This is a genomic window from Oleiphilus sp. HI0043 (assembly GCF_001634935.1).
This window is the reverse complement of sequence record NZ_LWEY01001267.1, coordinates 30660-51173: the sequence shown is the minus strand read 5'-3', so window position 1 is coordinate 51173 and position 20514 is coordinate 30660. Positions and strand designations below refer to the sequence as shown.

At 44.8% G+C, this 20514-nt stretch carries 18 protein-coding genes; 10 read left to right on the top strand and 8 right to left on the bottom strand.

What is annotated here, in order from left to right; translation table 11 throughout:
- The 5 genes from A3729_RS16550 to A3729_RS16530 all read left to right on the top strand — a co-directional run.
- Positions 1 to 612 (top strand): hypothetical protein (locus tag A3729_RS16550; RefSeq protein WP_156497979.1); only part of this gene is annotated, 612 nt, incomplete at its 5' end.
- Between the two features lie 232 nt (positions 613 to 844).
- The gene (locus A3729_RS16545; protein WP_068510874.1) at positions 845 to 1804 is read left to right on the top strand and encodes a tetratricopeptide repeat protein; all 960 of its coding nucleotides are present in this window, start codon (positions 845 to 847) and stop codon (positions 1802 to 1804) included.
- 70 nt (positions 1805 to 1874) lie between these two features.
- The gene (locus A3729_RS16540; protein WP_068510872.1) at positions 1875 to 3047 is read left to right on the top strand and encodes a methyltransferase; all 1173 of its coding nucleotides are present in this window, start codon (positions 1875 to 1877) and stop codon (positions 3045 to 3047) included.
- Positions 3048 to 3174: 127 nt separating this feature from the next.
- On the top strand, positions 3175 to 4392 hold the full coding sequence (locus tag A3729_RS16535; protein WP_068510870.1) for an alanine racemase: 1218 nt from the start codon (positions 3175 to 3177) through the stop codon (positions 4390 to 4392).
- A gap of 8 nt (positions 4393 to 4400) precedes the next feature.
- Positions 4401 to 5588 carry a DUF819 family protein gene (locus tag A3729_RS16530; protein ID WP_068553504.1) on the top strand — a complete coding sequence of 396 codons (1188 nt, stop codon included), beginning with the start codon at positions 4401 to 4403 and terminating at the stop codon, positions 5586 to 5588.
- A 13-nt stretch (positions 5589 to 5601) separates the two neighbouring features.
- Here A3729_RS16530 and A3729_RS16525 read toward each other — a convergent pair whose 3' ends face one another.
- Positions 5602 to 7686 (bottom strand): TonB-dependent receptor, encoded by a 2085-nt coding sequence (locus A3729_RS16525; protein WP_068509502.1) that lies wholly within the window; start codon positions 7684 to 7686, stop codon positions 5602 to 5604.
- A gap of 23 nt (positions 7687 to 7709) precedes the next feature.
- Between A3729_RS16525 and A3729_RS16520 the strand changes: the two genes are divergently transcribed.
- Entirely contained in the window at positions 7710 to 8180 is a 471-nt protein-coding gene (locus A3729_RS16520; protein WP_082907151.1) for an HD-GYP domain-containing protein, read from the top strand.
- 29 nt (positions 8181 to 8209) lie between these two features.
- Here the strand turns inward: A3729_RS16520 and A3729_RS16515 are convergent, their stop codons facing one another.
- The 4 genes from A3729_RS16515 to A3729_RS16505 all read right to left on the bottom strand — a co-directional run bounded on the left by A3729_RS16515 (position 8210) and on the right by A3729_RS16505 (position 11293).
- Entirely contained in the window at positions 8210 to 8734 is a 525-nt protein-coding gene (locus tag A3729_RS16515) for a hypothetical protein (RefSeq protein ID WP_068509498.1), read from the bottom strand.
- Positions 8735 to 8907: 173 nt separating this feature from the next.
- A complete protein-coding gene (locus A3729_RS31730) occupies positions 8908 to 9045 on the bottom strand; it encodes a hypothetical protein (protein WP_156497978.1) in 138 nt (45 codons plus the stop codon).
- 32 nt (positions 9046 to 9077) lie between these two features.
- Positions 9078 to 10052 carry an MBL fold metallo-hydrolase gene (locus A3729_RS16510; protein WP_068509495.1) on the bottom strand — a complete coding sequence of 325 codons (975 nt, stop codon included), beginning with the start codon at positions 10050 to 10052 and terminating at the stop codon, positions 9078 to 9080.
- Positions 10053 to 10057: 5 nt separating this feature from the next.
- Positions 10058 to 11293 (bottom strand): DEAD/DEAH box helicase, encoded by a 1236-nt coding sequence (locus A3729_RS16505; protein ID WP_197469805.1) that lies wholly within the window; start codon positions 11291 to 11293, stop codon positions 10058 to 10060.
- A 180-nt stretch (positions 11294 to 11473) separates the two neighbouring features.
- Here A3729_RS16505 and A3729_RS16500 point away from each other — a divergent pair, with 180 nt between their 5' ends.
- Complete coding sequence (locus tag A3729_RS16500) at positions 11474 to 13714, top strand: patatin-like phospholipase family protein (protein ID WP_068509510.1); 2241 nt, start codon at positions 11474 to 11476, stop codon at positions 13712 to 13714.
- A gap of 8 nt (positions 13715 to 13722) precedes the next feature.
- On the opposite strand, the gene A3729_RS16495 is transcribed toward A3729_RS16500, so the two are convergent.
- Both A3729_RS16495 and A3729_RS16490 read right to left on the bottom strand, forming a co-directional pair.
- A complete protein-coding gene (locus A3729_RS16495; protein ID WP_068509494.1) occupies positions 13723 to 14046 on the bottom strand; it encodes a hypothetical protein in 324 nt (107 codons plus the stop codon).
- Positions 14043 to 14477 carry a group II truncated hemoglobin gene (locus A3729_RS16490; RefSeq protein WP_068509492.1) on the bottom strand — a complete coding sequence of 145 codons (435 nt, stop codon included), beginning with the start codon at positions 14475 to 14477 and terminating at the stop codon, positions 14043 to 14045. The genes A3729_RS16495 and A3729_RS16490 overlap by 4 nt, the downstream gene beginning before the upstream one ends.
- A gap of 435 nt (positions 14478 to 14912) precedes the next feature.
- Between A3729_RS16490 and A3729_RS16485 the strand changes: the two genes are divergently transcribed.
- From A3729_RS16485 to A3729_RS16475, 3 genes are all read left to right on the top strand, one after another.
- Entirely contained in the window at positions 14913 to 15599 is a 687-nt protein-coding gene (locus A3729_RS16485; protein ID WP_068509490.1) for a tRNA-uridine aminocarboxypropyltransferase, read from the top strand.
- Between the two features lie 29 nt (positions 15600 to 15628).
- Complete coding sequence (locus tag A3729_RS16480) at positions 15629 to 16495, top strand: RNA pseudouridine synthase (RefSeq protein ID WP_197470093.1); 867 nt, start codon at positions 15629 to 15631, stop codon at positions 16493 to 16495.
- Positions 16496 to 16652: 157 nt separating this feature from the next.
- Positions 16653 to 17951: an OFA family MFS transporter gene (locus A3729_RS16475; protein ID WP_068509488.1), complete on the top strand. Its 1299-nt coding sequence runs from the start codon at positions 16653 to 16655 to the stop codon at positions 17949 to 17951.
- A 71-nt stretch (positions 17952 to 18022) separates the two neighbouring features.
- Here the strand turns inward: A3729_RS16475 and A3729_RS16470 are convergent, their stop codons facing one another.
- The gene (locus A3729_RS16470) at positions 18023 to 20359 is read right to left on the bottom strand and encodes an esterase-like activity of phytase family protein (RefSeq protein ID WP_197475884.1); all 2337 of its coding nucleotides are present in this window, start codon (positions 20357 to 20359) and stop codon (positions 18023 to 18025) included.
- Positions 20360 to 20514 lie beyond the last annotated feature (155 nt).

The window sequence follows — 20514 nt, the reverse complement described above, 5'->3', positions numbered from 1 at the left end:
AGGCCTAAAAAGGTTGATATCGCAGGCCTTACTCAAAAGCCTTTTTGTTTATTGCCACTCCAAGGAGGAGAGGACTATAACCTGAAGTTTTCTGATTCTGGTTTTGAGAGCTTGTATGGGCAGAAGGGCGCCAACGATTTATTGGCTCAGGCGCTAATTGATCGGAGTTATGCGGAAGCGCAAGGTGTGAACATTATCGTGACTGAGCATCCTGCTAAAAAATGCCGCTTATCTAATGCTCCGACGTTACCAAAGGGTGTGACATTTATCGAGGCTAAGAAAGGTATCCGTAGTATTGATTTAGCCGCGCATAAAAATTGTGTTGGGGTCGTATCGGTTAACTCTAACTTGGTTCATGAGGCAATGGTCTTAGGCAAGCCTGTTTGTTCTTATGGGCGTTTGATGTACAAGAGTGATGATAAGCCAATGTTTTCGTCAATTGCAGATATGCTGACATGTGGCGAACAAGACCTCAGCCTGGCTGATCAGTATTTAGCGCTATTATTTTTAAGTCAGTGGGAACTCACTGACTTAATGGACCCTATAATTGTGCAGACTTTATTAAACAGCATGGGGAAGGTTTTCCCTTGGGAGTTACGTCGAGGTATTTAACATTGGCTAATGTAAAAGAATATTCTTTTTTACCAGCTTAAAGCTTTTGCCAAGAATCAAACCTCTAATAAGTCTAGATTCAACACCGCTAACTTTACAGCTTCGCGATACTAAGAGTAAAACGTACATTAGCTGGCTTCCCATAATATATAGATAACCTCCTATTTCCGGGTTGCTGGTATATACTGATACGTACTTATTTCGGGTGACAGATGATTAAGGGTATCTTGTATTGAATACTGGTTTCTGGCCGAGCTTTATTGCTCATATTAAATTTACTCTAGCTTTTCTTTTATTGGTTACTTCTATCGAGATGCATGCGAGCTCTGACCAAGCCCGCCACTGCTTCAATTCAGGAGACTATGTCTGCGCCAAAAATATATGGGAGCCATTAGCTTATAAAGGCGATAGCATTGCCCAATTCTATATGGCCCGAATTAATCAGGAAGGTTTAGGTGTCGCTAAGAACATTTCTAATGCGCAGATATGGTACGTAGAAGCCGCTGAGTCAGGCTTGTTGGAAGCGCAAAATAATCTAGCTGTGCTGTATGAGAAAGGTGACGGTTTACCTAGAGATATTAATAAAGCGATAAAGTGGTATACGCTAGCGGCCGAACAGGGCGATACCTCAGCTCAATATAATCTAGCCTTAATTTATTACACCAATGAAGACGTCAAAGACGAAACAAAGGCTAATAGCTGGTTCAAGAAGGCGGCTAAGTTGGGAGACGTTCAAGCTCAGTATAACTTAGCGCTAATGCTCTTAAATGGATTGGGTGTCGAAGCTAAACCGAAAAGGGCTTTGCGTTGGTTGAGACGGGCGGCTGATCATGGGCATATACTGTCTCAGTATCAACTAGGCAGAATTTATCATTCTGGTGAAGTCTCTGGTAAAAACATAGCTGAAGCCATTAGTTGGTATACCTTGGCAGCCGAACAAGGTGATATCGATTCTCAGCTAAGTTTGGCGCAAATCTATTTACAAGATGGTCCTCAACACGACTCGCATGAATCATTTCGTTGGTTTGAAGTGGCTGCAAAATCAGGAAGTGCTCAGGCTCAGTTTCAATTAGGTCGTTTCTATCAAAGCGGTTTCGGTGTTATTAAGAACTTAAGCAAGGCGCAGCAATTGTATCAACAGGCTTGTAGGCAGAGACTTTCTGTTGCTTGTCAGGCTGGCGCTGCGCTGTAAACTTAGGCTCTTCTTGATAGGCATGGCTTGAGCTATAATGCTCAGTTCGCTCATTAGTTAAAATCCCTTTATGTCTTCTTCCTCATCAGAAAATCCCAACGCATTTACCGCTAACGGCCAGAATTATGAGCTTCAGCGTTATCCTGTTGAAAAGCGTAGTCAGTTGCGTGCCTGGGATGCTGCAGACAGCTACCTGCTTAATCTGGTTGATGACATGGCTGGAAGCTTCAAGCAGCTTTGTATCGTGCACGATAACTTTGGTGCTTTGACGATTCCTTTAATGAAATATAAGCCCCTCTGTTACGGCGACTCATGGATGTCATTAGAAGCAACGCGACAGAACCTCAAGAAGAATGCTGAAGCGAATGACGATAATGTGCTGGACTTTGAGTCGGGTCTTGAGTATCTCGTCAAACGAGAAGAGCGCCCAGACTTAATCATTGGTCGAGTACCTAAATCTAAAAGCCAGCTGGCTTATTTACTCGCTGAACTGAATAAGTGGGCACAAGAAGGCTGTACACTTTTACTTGCAGGTATGGATAAGCACTTAAGCAAAGGTCAGTATGAGTTGCTGGAGAAGTGCTTTGGCCCGGCGAGTTTTTTGCCAGGTGTAAAAAAAGCGCGAGTCTGGAGGGCAGAGGTTGATAAATCTCTGGCGTACGCTTCAGAGCAGAATATATTTGAACAGTGCAAGTCTGTCAGCGTTCCCGATTTTGAATTGAACTTGAAGGCTTTACCAAATGTCTTTAGCAATGATCATTTGGATATTGGCAGTCGCTTCTTTTTGGGGCATTACAAGTGCTTACCGGAGGTTTCACAAGTCGCTGATTTAGCCTGTGGGAATGGGGTACTTGGTTTAGCCTACTTACAGCGCTTTCCTAATGCCCAGATGTTTTTCTATGACGAGTCTTTTCAGGCGGTACAGTCTGCGAAACACAATTTGGCGGTCAATATGCCTACAAACCGTGCTGAGTTTATTGCTTGTGACGGCTTGAGCAAGGCTAAGTCTAATTCATTGGAATTGATTCTTTGTAACCCGCCGTTTCATCAGCAAAATACGGTGAGCACTTCGATAGCCCAATCCTTTTTCAAAGAAGCCAAACGTGCATTGAAAACGGGTGGCGAGGTATGGCTCGTGGCAAATCGGCACCTTGGCTACCATTCTGACTTGAAAAGAATATTTGGTAACTTTGAAAATATCGCAGCGAATAAGAAGTTTGTAATTCTCAAAGCTGGGAAGTAAGCCATTCCTTAAAATATGAATAATATTCATGTTTGTGTTAGTCTGGGATTTTATGATCTCAGGTAGGCTGGACTTTTACTTGGTTTAGACTGCAGATCCAAAAAAATAATAAGACTAGTTGGATAATATGGACGCAAACTATTTTTCTAAGCTATCGCTCGCTCTGAGTCAGGCAGGCCTTGCTAGCCCTGTACTGCTTGTCGATAAATCTTTGTTGGATGAAAATATTGCACGCTTGAAAGAAACCCTAGAAAAAGGGTTTGCCTATCGAGTGGTGGCAAAATCTTTACCCAGTATTCCTATGCTGGAATATATACTGTCCGAAACTAATTCCTCTCGTTTAATGTGCTTTCACCTTCCTTTTCTTATACATATTGCAGAGCATAAATGGCCCGTAAAGCCGGACTTGTTGTTAGGAAAACCTATGCCTGTCATGGCGCTTAGAGCTTTCTATCAGTGGTATGAGAAGCAAGGTGAGCCGCTAGACTTTGAGCCAGCAGAGCAAGTTCAATGGCTGATTGACTCAAATGAACGCTTGAACGAGTACGAGGCTGTTGCTTTAGAGTCAGGGCTCAAGATGAAGGTTAACCTTGAGGTCGACGTGGGTTTGCATCGTGGTGGCTTTGCTGACATGAGTGAGTTTAGGTCTTGTCTAGAGCGTATTAAACAATCTGATTTATTGAGCCTTAGCGGACTAATGGGTTACGACTACCACGTTGCCAAGGCGCTTAATATTTTGGAAGGAAGGGCTGTCGTGGCTCGTGCTGCAAAAAGTAGCTATCAGCGTTTTGTTAATGTGGTTGACGAAGTATTTGGTTCTCATGAAGGGCTATGTTTAAACGCAGGGGGAAGCCCAACTTATTCCTTGTATCAGCAAGGCGATTTTAGGAATGAATTAGCAGTTTCGTCAGCTCTGGTTAAGCCCAGCGACTTTGATATTCCAACTCTGGAGCATCATGTGCCTGCCGCATTTATTGCTGCCCCCATTTTAAAGGTAATTGAAAAACCAAGTTTGCCCATTGCTTCATCTTTATCTCCTTTTTTGCGGAGTGCGAAGCTGTTACCGAAGAAGGCGTGCTTTATTTATGGTGGCAATTGGCTTGCTGATCCGTGCTATCCAGAAGGCTCTGAACGAGTGAAGTTGTACGGTTGCTCAAGCAATCAGGAAATGTATTCGCTTGCAGAGTCTTCTGAGCTAAAGCCTAACGACTATATGTTCTTCCGGCCCAGACAAAGTGAAGCCTTGTTTCTCCAGTTCGGGCAAATAGCTGTCTATGATCAGGGAAAGATTGTTGCTTGGTGGTCTGTATTTGATACCTCAAAAACACCTCGCTGGGAGCAATAGTTGTAGTGATGGGTATTTTCTTTATTCTCGTTTTACTCAGCTTTCCCGCTGTGTTGATTGTCGCTGCTCAGCGCTGGGCCATTCTCGACAAGCTGGGTGTCGTGGTGTTGGCTTTTGCCTCGGGTATTGTGCTATCGGGTTTCAATATCCAGAACTACTTGCCCGGTAGCGATGTGCTCTCGATCCAAACTCAGGTAACTGAAGTCGCCATAGCCTTGGCAATTCCAATGCTGGCTTTTTCAATGGATATTAAGTCTGCTTTTCACTTGGCTGGGCCAACGATTAAAGCCATGATTCTAGCATTGTTTAGCGTGATGATTATCACGACGATTCTGTCTTTACTGTTTGATGGGCGAATAGAGCATTTGTGGCAAGTTGCTGGATTAGCGGTCGGCGCGTATACCGGAGGAGGCCCGAATATGGCGGCTATTAGTGCGGCAATTGAAGGTGAGCAGTCGGTGTTTATTACGATGACCAGCTATGATATTTTGCTGTCGGCCTTATATCTATTATTTGTTGTGAGCCTCGCAAAACCGCTGTTTAGCCGGTTTTTAAAAGCCTTCAATGAAAGCGAAAAGTTGCCCTTGAATAGCACGTCGGGTGGGGGGCTCTTTGATCACTTGAGTGATGAAAGTTCACATGCCTATAAGCAGCTAGTGAGCAAAGAAAATGTTTTAAATGTTGCCTCTGTACTCGGCTTTGCAGTGTTGGCATTGGTTATTGGTATAGGCCTTTCTCAGTTGTTCCCGAAAAGTATGTCTTCAGTAGTGACGATAGTGGCGATTACGAGTGCTGGTCTGGGCTTGTCATTTTTTCCTCAGGTAAAGCGTTTGAAGCAGAGCTTTCATTGCGGCATGTATTTGGTGCTAGTGTTTTGTTTTACCATGGGCACAATGACCAACTTGGAAATTCTAAGTGCTCTGAATGTAGAGTTATTTCTCTTTATCGCCTTGTTATTGGTTGGCACGTTAATTCTGCATGCTAGTTTATGCAAGCTATTTAAAGTCGATACAGATACCTTCTTGATTAGTTCGGCCGCAGCCATCATGTCGGTGCCATTTATACCCGTCGTGGCGGGTGCTTTGAAGAATAAATCGCTAATAGTCCCAGGTTTCGCCGCTGCAATTCTTGGCTATATCCTGGGTAACTATTTAGGGATTACGCTCGCCTACTTGATACGCTGGTTGAGCTCTTAAAGTAAATCGTTGCCTACCAACTCCAGGACAGTCCAATATCAACTGATAAGCCAGAATCCGCTAGGCCGTTTTCAACGTTATATAGTGATGCGACGGTATTTTTCTGATCAAAAATATTATTCACGTTTATATACATAGCACGTTCGCCTTCGCCTGATTTAGAGTCGAAGTGTTTAAGAAGGCTGAGGTCAGTACGAAAATAATCATCTGCATCCTCTGGCGCAATTTGCGTCACCTCTAGCGTTGTCGGGTTTGTCGAGGTTATATAGTCACCCTCACTATAGTTGAGCATTGCTCTTTGTTTGATTGATAGCTCGATATTGCTATCAGCAAGTAGGTAGTTACCCTGAAGTGTAAAAATCCACTGTGGGAAAGCTAAATAATCACTATTGAGTTCTTTATTCTCGCTTCGAACATAGCTACTGCTGCCAACTAACTCAAACCTCTTGAACTGTTTTCGACCAGAAAGCTCAACACCATAAGACTCATTTCTACCTGTGTTGAAATATTTCTGAGAAGAGCCCGTTGTTGGCACTAAAACGATGCCTTCTTTCCAGCGACTTGAAAACAGAGTTAACTCTGTAGAATAGTCATTAGCGAGAAAATGATTGACCCACTCAATCGTATCAATTTCCTCTGGTTTGATGCTCTCGTTTGCTTCAATTGCCTGAACAGAGCCAAATCTCTCAATTGCTGTGGGCGCTCTAAAAGCGTGGCCGTAAAGAAGCTTGGAGCTATAGTTTTCATTGACTTTGACAATGAGCCCTGCTCTTGGCGAAAGGTGAGAGCCGACATCTGAGTAATCGTCTGCTCTGAGACCATAGACAGCATGCAGTTTGTCATTAAATAAGCCTGTCTTGGCTTGGAATAGTGCATACCTAATGTGTCGTTTAGAATTCTTATAAGGGTTGTCTTGATCAACAAGGGTGCTGCCATTTAAGTCGATCCGGGAGTAGTTGCTACCGTTGACGATAAATCGGTCATAACCAGCACCGAGAACCCATTGCGTTGAGGCTTCAGGCGATTTGCCTTTTAACTGAAGTTTCGCGCCACTACGTTGCTCATTTGTAGATTGATAGAGTGTGTGAGGGCAGTAAAGAGGGTTATTGGTCGTATTGGTTCCATCTTTACAGTCAAAAGAAGTGATTGGTATATCGTTAGGCGCGTACACGAGGCTTATCGGGTAGCGTGCATTGTCAAATGACCATTCTTGCTTACTCTGCCAATGATAGATTTGAGTGCCCAGTTCAATGCTATCGCTAAGCTGGTAATCGTAAGATAAGCTTGCGAGCCAGAAGCTGGAATCTTGCCCTGAATGTTCCCGATCTTCAGTTAAGCTGGTAGATTGCACGTCAAAATTATCATCAATACGGGTAAAGAACTGGGTGCCGGTGCTTGGAAAACCAGATGCCAAATAGTTTGCGTAGTATGAAAAAAACTCGACACGTCCTGTATCGACTTTGCCAGCGCTCAATTTTATAAAGCCACTTTGATCACGATAGGCATAGTGTCTTTCGGAGTTATAGAGCAAACCGTCATCAGGATCGGTGTAGCGATAGTTCAAGTTTTGATCGCTCTGTCGGGCAAATGCTAAGCCGGCATTGAGTATGCTATCTTCGAATGTCTGTGCGACAAATAGAGAGGCTTTGGTATAACCATCACTGCCTACTTTACTTCTAATCTGGGTCTCATCTTTATTAGAGTCTTTGAGTTGTCGAGCAATTACACCATGAAAAGCATCGCTTCCATAGAGTGTACTGCCGGGCCCTCTAACCATTTCTATACGGCTTAAATGATCAAGATTGATAATCGGTTTATCATACAACGAGGTCGCATAAGTGTAGCTGTTTAAGGGGACGCCATTTAAAGTGTTGGCAATGCCGCGCACCGATAGCTCTGTAGTGAAGCCGCGAATTGCTATTGCTTCGGCACCACCCCAAGTAGGGTAACTTGCCACGGAAGGAACACTTTCCAGCACATCACTTAAGCGTTTTGCTCCTGTTTTTTGCCAGTCATTTTCGGTCAGAAGAGATACGCTAGACGCTGCGTCCAGCTCTGACTCTTCAAATACTGATGCAACAGTTACTTTGAGGTTCATTAAGTCCTGAATGGACATTTGGACTGTGTGATCGAGATAATGAGGTAATGTATAAAGCGGCACCACTACATGATATTGGGAAGATCGCTATCCCTGATCATATCCTTAACAAGCCTGGTAAGCTAACACCTCAAGAGTGGGAGGTTATGCAGTCTCATGCCCAGATCGGTTACGATATACTTTCGACGTCTGACTTAGAGGTCTTGCGAGCGGGCGCGCTCATTGCAGGTGGGCATCACGAGAACTGGGACGGTTCAGGCTATCCAAACGGTATTGCGGGTGAAGATATTCATATCTTTGCGCGAATTGCTTCGGTGGCAGATGTGTTCGATGCGCTGGTGAATCGTCGATGCTATAAACAAGCTAGGTCTATAGACGAGACATTAAACTTCTTCAAAGAGATGAAAGGCACTAAGTTCGAGCCGCGTTTGGTTGATTTATTACTCGATACCCAAGAAGAGCTAATGAAAATTCAAGAGGCGCATGCCGATTAGGCATGCGCATACGATACTAGGTTTTACGCTTAGAATGCTAAGGCAAAGCCTAGTAGTATCGATAGAGTAGCGAGACCGGATGCAACAATGATTGTCGCCATTGCCTTGTCTTGTTTGGCTGCATCAGAACGAGTAAACGACGCTCTATCTTCGAAGGTCATTTGTTTTAGCGGTGCAGCTAGCATTGGCTTCATTTCGTTATCAACTAAAATTGAATCGTTGGCTGGGTTGTCCTTGCCTGAGCCTTTTTTAGTTTGATGAGGAATGCCGTTAATTCGTGTCTGAAAAGTTGTATTTTCGGCTTCTTCTTGTTCACTCTCTTGCAGCAACTCCAGCGCCCAGCTTTCATCAACCTCTTGCGGTTCAGTGCTCCGGTATGCTGTATAGGTTTGGTTAAACTTTTCGTATAGTGCAGTGGTTTCTTGAAGTGTGAGAGTCTGATCCTGCGCTTTTTGAGAGACCATATTCAAAATACGCGCACGCTCGTCGTGTATCTGTTTATTGTCTTGCTCTAATGCTGAGTTTCCGTAATCTTCAATTGTTGCTACTGACATGATTCGTTCCTGAATTAATTGCCTTCTCTCTCCTTGGCGAACCGTTATCTTAAAACGATAAACGTCGAAAAGGCGTTAAAAGTAAATTCCAATTTGCTTCTTATTACAGGTTCTTTGAATCGATATTATCGGGGGGAGAATAGGAATTCAAAAGCCATATCAAGCTCTTGATTCTATTTCGATAGTGAGTGCTCAATGCAGTTCACTATGACTAACTCTTCCCTGTTATTGTTGTAGATCGAGATACTATCCTGATGTGGGCAATCATAGGTGGAAAGCTGCAAGTGGTCAATGTTTGCCGTGTGAGACATTGACCATTCTTGATGAGGGAAAAATCGATAAATTAAAGTGCTCGAGTTTCTCCAACCTTCATCAATAAAGCATTTTCATCGCCATAGCTTTGATCTATAGCGGCTTGTTTAAAGCGAGGAGGGGCTTCAAATGGGTCTTCAGGTGTCAGCATGATAGCCCCCCAATGCATGCCGATGGTTTTCTGTGCTTTGATACTTCTTGCAATTTCAATGGCATCTTCAGGTGTCGCGTGAACAGAACGCATATACCTTCTTGGCTCATAGGCGCCAATACCAATTAAGGCCAAATCGAAGGGGCCTGCCCGTTCACCTATCTCCTTGAATATCTCACCTTTCGCTGTATCGCCCGAGAACCATATGCTTCTTTCCTTGGAGCGGAAGCTGAAGCTTGCCCATAGGGTCTTGTTGGTATCAAAGAGGCCTCTGCCAGAGAAATGCACGGCGGGTAGTGTGGTGATGGTTAGTTCTTCGACTTGTGTTTCTTGCCACCAGTCTTGCTCAATAACACGCTTGTAGCCTCGCGATGTTAAGAAGCGCTTAAGGCCCAAGGGTACGATGACTAAAGTTTCTTTTTTGTAGGGGTAGGCTCGAAGGGCTAAGTCATCTAAGTGGTCATAGTGGTTGTGGCTGATGGCTATGATATCGGCTTGGGGTAATGACTTGGCGTCAAATGCAGAAGGCACAAAACGTTTGGGGCCTAAAGAACCAAGGCCAGCAACTTCACTCAAGAAGGGGTCGGTAATGATAACTTTGTTGTTTAGGCGGAGGATAAAGGCTGCATGACCTATCCAGGTGATGCTAGGTTGCGGTGTATCGCGGTATTGCTGCTCCACTTGCTCCTTGGGCAGAATGTGGCCTTCAGGTATAGAAGGCATTCTATTTGCGAAGGGGAAGGTGGTAAAGAAGCGTATTGCTTCCCAAGTGCTACTAGTGCGTTTTGGGCTGCCGGGAGGGTTTCGAAACCCTCCTACTGGTAGATGATGTTGGGGGCGCTTGCTTGTCGACACTTGTGCTATTTCTTTCGTTTAACTGATTTTTTCTTGGCGCTTGTTTTCTTTCCAGAGGTTTTCTTTTTCTTCTTAGAACCAGCCGCTTTTCCGGAAGCTTTGAGTTTTTTCGGGCCTTTATAGTGACCTTCAAGCTCTTTAACTTTACGTCGCTTGAAGGTCTGCTTTAGAAAACGCTCTATACCGGCCATAAGGTTAAATTCAGGCGCGGAAATAAGGGTGATGGCTAAACCCTTTTCGCCCGCTCTGCCGGTGCGACCTATACGGTGGACATATATCTCACCACGCCTCGGCATTTCGAAGTTGATCACCAGATCCATGCCTTCAATATCAATACCTCGTGCAGCAATATCTGTAGCGACCATTACTTTCAGCTCGTTACGGCGCATTTTGCTCATCACGAGATTTCGTTGTTTCTGGTCTTTGTCTCCGTGTAATACACCAGCGCTAATTTCTTGTTGCTGCATGACACGGTAAACCTGATCTACTTGCTCTTTCGAGTTACAAAAGACAATGCTGTGACGATATGTTTCGTTTCTTAGTAGCCAGCATAGTAGTTGGTATTTGTGAGCGTTATCGTCAGCAAAGATGATTTGCTGATCAATTGATGTGTGAGTATCGCTTGTTTGGTTTAGCTCATACACTTTTGGCTCATCTAGCAACTGGTCTGCCAGGCCTCGAAGTGCTTTATTGGCTAGTGTTGCTGAATAGAGCTGCGTTTGACGCCGTTGATGACAGTGTTCTGAAATAGATAGAATCTCATCGCTAAAGCCCATGTCGAGTAAGCGGTCTGCTTCATCAAGTATCAGGATGTCTACCGAAGAAAGGTCTAACAGGTCTCTGGCAAGCAATTCAGACAAACGCCCCGGTGTTGCCACGATAAAGTGTGGCGGGTTTTGAATGATTTCGGTCTGTTTGTGGATGTCAGTACCGCCACCGATATGACCCAACTTAAGTGCTGTAAAGCGAGCTAGCTGTTTTGCCTGCTTAAGCACTTGTTGGGCGAGTTCACGTGTAGGAACCAATACCAGGGCAAGTATGTCACCGCCTTCTTCATGCATTATTTGGTCGAAGGTAGGGAGTAGATAGGCAGCCGTTTTACCACTACCTGTCTCAGCGCTGACAAATAAGTCTTCGCCATCGAGCGCGTCAACCAGGGTTTTTTCCTGAACTTCAGTCGGTTCTTTAAAACCTGCTTCTTCTATTGCTTGAATTAAACTGTCTTCGAGTTCACTGAACACAAATATTACCCTCTTCGAATGTGAAGCGGATAATACCAAATTAGAGCAAGAGTTATTAGAAGAAAGGAGAGAAATCGAGAAGTATTAAAATAAACAAGTAGATACTTGATTCTATCTGATTGCGCGCTTTACTCTAGACTTCTTCCCAATACTAACAATCTAATGTTGAACAAATCATATATGAATACCAAGCTAATTCACCTTTTTTCCCTGGTTTTCCTTATTCTTTTGCTTATTTCTACCAGCCTTTTTGCACGACCCAAAATTGGTTTGGCTTTGGGAGGAGGTGGTGCCAAAGGCGGTGCTCATGTTGGTGTGCTTAAAGCCTTAGAGCGTGAGCAGATTCCTGTTGATTACATAGCGGGCACCAGTATTGGCTCGATCGTAGGTGGCCTATATGCCATGGGTTACAGCGCGGCAGAGATTGAGAAGAAGATGATGGCTACTACGTGGGAGGAAGGTTACTCAGACTCGATTCCTCGTCAAGATTTACCTTATCGCTTAAAGCAAAGAGACCAATTTAATGTACCCTTGGATATAGGGCTGCGTGATTACCAAATTACCTCGCCAAGTGGTTTGTTGTATGGTCAGCGTGCCGCGCAGCTATTACGTGAGACCTTTGGTATGGTGCCGGTGCTATCGAGCTTTGATCAGCTGTCGATACCTTATCGAGCAATTGCGACCGACCTGAGCCGCAACGAGCAAGTTACACTAGATCACGGAGACCTACTTAGTGCTATGAGAGCCTCGGCCAATGTGCCTGGTGTGTTGGCACCTGTAAACTGGGACGGGCAGTTGTTAGTTGATGGTGGTTTGGTAAATAACGTTCCAATAGATGTCGTGAAACAAATGGGGGCGGATATCGTTATCGCAGTAGATATCGGGGATGAGTTAGCTAAGCCTGAATCCTTGACTGATACTTTTTCTATCTTGGGGCAGCTCTCTAACTTTCTCACCGTGGCCTCGACTGAAAAACAAAAGGCACACCTGGCGGCTGAAGATATTCTAATAAAGCCTGATATTGATAATTTGAGTACGACTGATTGGTCAACCTTTCACTTGGGAATACAAGAAGGTCTTGAAGCGGCTGAATATCATTTGTTGTCATTGCAGGCTTTGTCACTTTCGGAGGCAGAGTATCAGTCTTACCTGTTGGCAAAAGAGAGGGTGAAAAACCGTTTGGTGCGTGTGCAAAAAGAAGCATTTAAACAGATTAGAATAGATAACCACTCCAATGCTCATCAAAGTATTATTTCAGAAAACCTGGATTTAAAAGCGGGTGAGAAGTTAAGTCCGAGTCAACTTAACCAGGCATTAAGTCGAGTATATTCCCTTGATGAGTTTCAGCGAGTTGATGCCAGAATAATCCCCGAGAACGATCAGCACAGTGTCATAGTTACTGCCGAAGGAAAAGATTGGGGGCCGAACTTCCTTGAGTTTGGCTTGGGCTGGGAAACCAATTTTACCGATCAGTCAAAGACGGATCTTGATTTGGCTTATACCGCGACTAACCTAAGCGTTAATGGTGGAGAGTGGCGTTCGCAACTAGAGCTGGGAAGTGATCCTGAGTTAAATACGGAGTTATATTGGCCACTAACAAAATCCCGTACTTTTTATACTTTAGGTCGCTATGCCTTCGAGTCTGTTGACTGGCGTCTACTTGACCTCAATGTTCTTCCCTTAACTGTCGAGCAGAATATTCATCAGCTTCGGGCGGGTTTGGGGTTTAACTTTTCCAGGAATGGAATACTTGAAGTGGGCGGTTTGGCTGAAGTGGGGAGTTTGGATAATGACTATTTACTCTCCAAAAAGATAAACTATGACACGTATGGAGCTTATCTTAAACTGGGTTATGACAGCTTAAATAGTGCCAGCTTTCCAACAGAAGGAAATCGAATTGAGCTTTCCCTTATTCATAAAGAAGAAGATGCTGATAATGTAACGCTTCAAGATGGAGGGCAAAGTGATTTCGGCGTCCAGTCTACTCAGCTTGGCTTTGAGTGGAAGGGCGCGATTAGTATTGATAGCCATGCCTTTGTAGGCAAGGCTGCTTTTAATAAGATGTTCGTAGATGATGGCGAACACAGTGTTAACAATGCTTCTTTAGGTGGTTTTTTAAACCTGTCCGGTTTTAACGAGCGAGACCTGAGCGGGCCGCATAAGGCCTTTATGGCATTGATTTATCAATACGACTTACGTGGAGGCTTTATTAGAAAAACAGGTTTGCCCTTATACGTAGGACTTAGCGCAGAAGCTGGGAATGTGTGGAGACAGGATGAGAAAGTCGACCTCGAAGAGCTTATTTATGGTGGTAGTATCTATCTAGGCACCGACACCATAATGGGCCCAGTTGCTTTGGGCTACGGTGCCAATGATCATGGTGCCAGCTCGGTATACTTTTACCTGGGTTACGAGCTGTAAGTTTGCCGCTAAGAGAAGTATTCCACTATCCAGGTATAGAGTAGGTCGACGCTTATATCTGCCAGCTTGATTTGCTGAAATGCATCATCAGGGTCCTTATCTCGGTAAGCGAACTGATACATAAGCTGTTCGGGCTGTTCATCATGCAGAATCAAGATGATTCGTTTACCACTTTTCAGACAATCAATTGTCATGACGTCGGCCGGAATCCCGTTAGCTCGCATATTTTTGCTGACACCGACAACCGGATTAATGTTGGCGTGCTCTTGCTGGATTTTTACGTGAGTGTCGGTGGCCAGGTCGGAGAGAATGGATAAGGGGGTTGTGCTCACGAAGGCTCCTCGTCATGTTTGCTGTGGCTGGTTTGATGAATCATCTCTGCAGGTCTAAATAGCTGTTCTAATAAATAGCTTTTGAAAGACTCTGGGTATTCGAGAGTGTCGAGAGCTTTCTCCATACATAGCATCCAGGCGTCTCTTTCTTCACTATCTATGGTGAGGTGGCTATGTACTTTAGGGATGCTAATCGATCCAAAGTGTTGCATATACAAACGCGGTCCACCCATCCACCCGGCCAGGAAGTAGGTGAGCTTCTGTCGGGATAGAGTCAAATCTTCAGGGTGCATTTTCCGAATGACTTGTGCTTCGGGTAGGGTATCCATCATTAAATAGAACGTATCAACTAAACGTGTCAGTCCCGGTTCACCGCCTGCGGCAACAAAGGTCGAGTCACCTTGGCCATACTGTTTATCGCTAATATTCATTAAGTTATCTAACTTTGTTTTCTCACACTTACCAAGCCTTTACTAGCTTAAGCAATGTTTTGTCAGTTTGTTCAGTGCCCTGATTTAAACCATGCCTCATCACTTCCAGAGGTATAATTCAGTCGCGGCCACAAATAGTTTGAGCAGTTGATTCAGCACGATTGGAGATTTGATAAGGGCGTTTAGTTTCTGAGCTTGTCATGTGCTTAATAATGACGTGAAAAATCTTGAAGTCAAATTGAGTGATACTAAATCGTGATTGGCTTATCTGGAAGGGCGGATTCGTTTAATAAAAAGGTTTGAATTATTAAGTAATTAAGATGCCATTAAAGTTAAACTAAGCAGACCAGCCTGTAAAACGCCTAAGTGCGTGTTTTATTATGGTTTACAATTCAGTCATTAGAATCCTTAAAATTGCAAAGAAGTCGGAGAGTTATGCACCTTAATGCAGTCTCAAAATTACGAGATGAGCAGAGTAAAAAGATACATCGGCCTTTTTCTGCTCGTGGTAGCAAGTTAGAAAGGTGCCCGTCATGCCTATTAGTTGAGCATCATTGCATCTGTGCAGAGCGACCCGTTGTTGAGGCTGCTTGTGCATTTTGTTTTATTCTCTATCAGGGGGAAGTATTTAAGCCCAGTAATACCGGACGCATCATCGCAGATCTTATCCCTGACAATTATGCTTTCCAGTGGCAACGTACCGAGCAGGAGGCTGCTTTGCGCGATCTATTGGAGAATCCAGATTACTTTCCTATCGTGGTCTTTCCTCATGAGTATGCAGAAGCTGATCAGTGTATTCGAAACCCGGTTGAAATAGAGAGTCAAGTGCATGGCAAGAGGCCTTTATTTATTATCTTAGATGGAACTTGGCGAGAGGCTAAAAAAATGTTTCGTAGTGCTTATCTTCGGCCTTTTCCTGTGTTGGGGATTAGCCCTGAAAAGGTGTCAAATTATCAGCTGCGCGAAGCATCACAGGATCATCAGTTATGTACGGCCGAAGTGGGTGTTGAAGTACTGAAGTTGGCGGGTGAGCATGAAGCTGCGCAAAGCTTGGATAAATACTTTAAACTCTTTCGAGAGCGTTATTTGGCGGGTAAGGCGAATATCATTCTTAAACGCTAATATTGTGTCTTTAATCTAAGGTTAATAATGTGACAGAAATAGTCGAATTCAAACTAACGCTCGATGAAAGTAATTGCCACATTAAGGCAAGCCAGATACTCGCCAGTCATACGAATCTCTCGCAAGCCAAGATAAAAGACGCCATGCAAAAAGGCGCTGTATGGTTGCATCGAGGGAAGGGGAAGCAGCGTTTAAGGCGAGCTAGTAAGGCGCTAAAGGCTGGTGATGAGCTTGAACTTAATTATAACGCTGAAGTTCTCAGGCAAGCTATCCCTGAACCAAAGTTGATCCATGATGCTTATGATTACAGTATTTGGTTCAAACCCTATGGCCTGAACTGCCAGGGAAGCCGATGGGGAGACTTTGCCAGTATTAATCGTTGGGTAGAAGTAAACCTTGCTAAGCTTAGCAATACCCATGAACGACCTGTCTTTCTAGTCCATCGGTTGGACAGAGCAACCACGGGTTTAATGGTTTTATGTCATAGTAAAAAAGCTGCGCAATGCTTTAGTGAGATGTTTAGTCAGGGGAGGGTTGATAAACGCTACCAGGCAATTGTGCACGGTGATTTTTCTATCTTCCCGCAAGACTATGAAGTAAATAGCCCTGTGGAGGGTAAAGCCGCATGTAGTATGTTTTCTTATGTTGAAGGTAAGGGCGAGTATTCCCTACTTGACGTTAGATTACTAACGGGCCGCAAGCACCAAATTCGCCAACACATCTCCTCCTTAGGCTACCCGATTGTTGGCGACCGGCTATATGGTAAATCATGTGACACGGAAGCTGAGGGTGTTAGGGATCTGCAATTGCAGTCGGTATCACTGAGTTTTGACTGCCCGTTTGAACATTGTAAACAGAGTTTCAAAGTCGCTGAGCAAGATCATCTTTGTCTCTAGGCACTATTCCAATTTTTCAAAAACTAAGCCTAATCTACGCACCTGTTGACTCCCGTCATTTTCTTCTGCCGTACTCAGACTATATTGAGCACTCAATAAAAAAATCTCACTCGCCTCCTAAAGGCGGTCTTCATGTTCGTAGAGATAAGGAAGGGATATGTCTGAAATACTAAAGAATCCGGGGTGGAAGGTAGCCATCGCGGGTACAGGGATCAACCTGGCTCTAGGGGTGCTTTATACCTGGAGCATTTATCAATCCAAGATTGTTGAATCAATTGAAGCGGGCGGTGCCGGTGGATTTAATTGGGACAGAGCTTCGGTTGGCGATCCTTATGCCATCTGCTGTTTAGTGTTTGCCTTTACGATGATTCTGGCGGGTAAGTGCCAGGACTTATTAGGGCCCAGGGTAACGGCACTGATTGGTGGCGTGTTAGTGGGTGCAGGTTTGCTGGTGATTTCGCAAAGCACGAGTTATACAGCTTGGGTGCTTGGTTTTGGTGTGCTCACCGGTGCAGGTATCGGTTTTGGTTATGCTTCGGCTACGCCACCTGCACTGAAGTGGTTCCCCGGCGGGCAGACCGGACTTATTGCGGGTTTGGTCGTTGCAGGCTTTGGCTTGGCACCTGTCTATATTGCCCCCTTGGCTTCTTACCTTGTTGGTGAGTGGGGTTTGCAAAGCACCATGATGTTTTTTGGCGCTGCATTCTTTATTGCCTTAAGCATTCTATCCCGTTTTCTTAAGAATCCGCCTGAGGGCTATGTTCCTGCTGAACCAGAATCTTCGGATCAGAATGTAGTTAAAGAACTGCCTGCCAAAACAGAGCAAGAAGACTTGGAACCGGTTCAACGCAGTGAGCCTGAAAGATCCATGGATGCATCACTGGTTATTAAAACGGCTTCATTTTGGAAACTCTGGTTTCTGTATTTTATTGGCGCTGGAGCCGGGCTAATGGTGATTGGTAGCGTGGCTGGGATGGCGAAGCAAAGTATGGGTAACGCTGCGTTTATCGTCGTCGCCATCATGGCGGTAGGTAATGCCTCAGGACGGATTATTGCTGGCGTGGTGTCTGATGCCATGGGTAAAAACCTTGCCTTGGCAATCTTCCTGGCGCTTCAGTCTTTGAATATGTTTCTGGCGATATTCGTCGTCTCTAGTGAGGGGGCGATGGCGTTCTTTATTGTCTTGTCGGCGACCTTTATTGGCTTTAATTACGGTACCAATCTGGCGCTTTTTCCTGCCTTTTGTAAGGGTTGGTGGGGCTTGAAGTCCTTTGGTATCAATTATGGCCTTCTGTTTACTTCGTGGGGAATAGGCGGTTTTGTGATGACCAAAATATCGGGAGCGATAGTCGCGAGTACCGGATCCTATGTCTGGTCATTTATCGTGGCTGGAATTCTACTGGCGATTGCCGCTTTCGTTGCATTACGAATGAAAGAACCTAAGAGTGTTGCCTAGAGCATGAAAAAAGGGGCGGGTCTAAATCGACCGGCCCCTTTTGTTTAAGTAAGACTAAACCTGTTTAACACTTAGTTTAGTAAATCATTACCTAAGTTGATTAACTGCGTCTCACCATTGCTATCATCAACACCGTCATTGTCATTGACGACATAAACAGTATTGTCTGCAGTTACGGCTAAGCCTTCCATTTTCTCGTAAGTCGCTCCACCTGGCGCAGACAAGTCACCTTCAGCAATAAGATCTCTGACCAGAGTCTTGCTAATGGTGTCGCCATCGCTCAGTGCAGATACGTCAAACTCATAGATGCGCTTAATGGCTGCATCTTTGCCGCCCTGGTTATCACGCTCAAGCATTAGGAACTTACCGTCGCCAATCGAGGTGATATCAGATAAACCAACCCAGCCACCATTTTGCGACTCGGCAGTATCGAGAGGGTAGAAGAAGAAGCTCCACTGCTCACTTGTCGTATTGTAAGCACCAATGCGTGGATTCGCTTCATCGCCCCAAGCGCGCTGAATTGCTACATAGACTGAACCGTTATATTCAGTGATGCCTTCAAAGCCGAAGCGTACTTGAATATCATTCACTGATTGTGGCAGTGTGATAACTTCTTCAATGACGCCATTCGCATCGGTTTTGAATATGAAGTTCAAGCTATTGATTGGTCGTCCTGCATCCCCTTGTGTACCTGAACCTTCAGAAGCAACCCAGAAACCGCCATCGCTGGCAACGGCTATACCTTCAGGGTCAATATTGACGCTGTTGTCATCATTGATCAGTAGCGCTAGGTCTGCTTCATCGAAAACACTGACGCGTGTTGCATCGTCAGCATCAACCGAATCATCTGCCAAAACGCTTCTGGAAATGGCTGCAAAGATATTATTGCTATCTTTGATTGTGACTTCCTGGTTCAGCTGAGCGGGTGTGGTGCTGACGTCAATACCGAAAATACGACTTTGACCATAGAAGCTGTCTTCGATGGAATAAAGCATGTTTTCATCTGTTGGGCTTGCTGCCAAACCAGATAGTGCGCTCCAAGGTATGGGTGTCTCATCGACTCGATTAGTTGACTCGATTGTTGGGTAGCTTGCATCTGCGCTAGAGCGCTGATAGATATTCAATGCCGCACGGAACTTATCACCACGATCATCTTTTTCACTGGCGACAACCAGTAGGTTTCTATCAGGGATAGCCAAGCCACCTTCAGGGCCCACACCCGCAGGTAGGGTTTGCTTGTATACAGGCTGCTCTGGGTTACTGACATCGTAAACAAATACTAGGTTAGCACGTTCAGAGTTGACGAATAAGTAAGGCGTACCACCGAAGCTAGCAACTTCGATATTCTCAGGCTCGTTACCTTTGTTTCCAGAACGAGCATCTGGGTAGTGGCCGAAGCGAACTGCCATGTGGTCCAGGTCGTTGCCGGAAGAGTAAACCACTTCACCTTGCTTGTTGAAGATTGTGAAGCCACGGCTGCCACCGTCTAAATCACCTTCATCGGCAGTGGCGAAATATTCAGTGTCAATCCAAGATACGCCATCAGGCTCACGAGGAATATCGTTTAAGCTCTCGCTTAATGAAATAATGGCGGCATCTTCTTCTGTGTTGTCGATGTTTTCAAGATCAACGGTACCCGCTGAGAAGTCTGCGCTAACCGTGGCTGTTTCCAGGTCAACTAATAAAATGTGGTTGTTTTCCTGAAGTGTGACAACAGCGATATTGTCACTGTTGATATCGACATATTCTGGCTCAGGGTCTGCTGCGTACAGGTCAGCAATTCCGGTGATGTCTAGAGTTTGGCTTGTCCAATCAGCAGGTTCACCGCTTAGGTTAAGAATAACCAGCTCGCCAGCTGGAAGCTGCGGTGGCGCACCATCGCCTAGATCTTCATCACGCTCGTTTTCAAGAATCACAAGTGCATACATGCTGTCCGGGCTGACTGCGATAGAGTCTGGTTGGCCGCCAAGAGCGATCGTTCTAACTAGAGTTTTACTCGCAATATTAATGACAGCTAGCTCGCCCGATACCGTGACGTAGTCTGTTGAAGTGTTTACAGCCGCGAGAGCGTACTCTCCTTTGATCGCTACTGATGTTGGCTCGCCATTGAGTGCGAATGTGCCTGCAGCAGCCGGAGACTCAATAGTAGAAATATCGACGAAGCCTAGCTGTTCTTGCTCGCTGTCAGTATAGATTAACGTTTGTCCGTCAGTGCTTGCGGCAACAATTTCTGCAACGGTTTCGGTGTCGTCATTACATTGAGTATTGATCTGCTCACATACGTGGAAAGTCGCCACTCTATTGAAGTTTTTGACTGACGAGGAGTCTTTATCGTCATCGCTGCAACCTGCTAACAAGAGGGGGCTTGAAATGGCGAGAGCGAGAGCCGTTTTCTTAAACATATTCATAGAGTGCATAATTTTCCTTTCCATTTAACGATAGGTGTTTTTACTGAAGAGGGAATTATGTTTCGAGAGTGCTACAAATTTATGTCTCTTTTAAGTCACTTTGGTGACGGTACTTATATGCAAGGAGTGGAGCCTTCCTGTTTCTATAGAAAAAT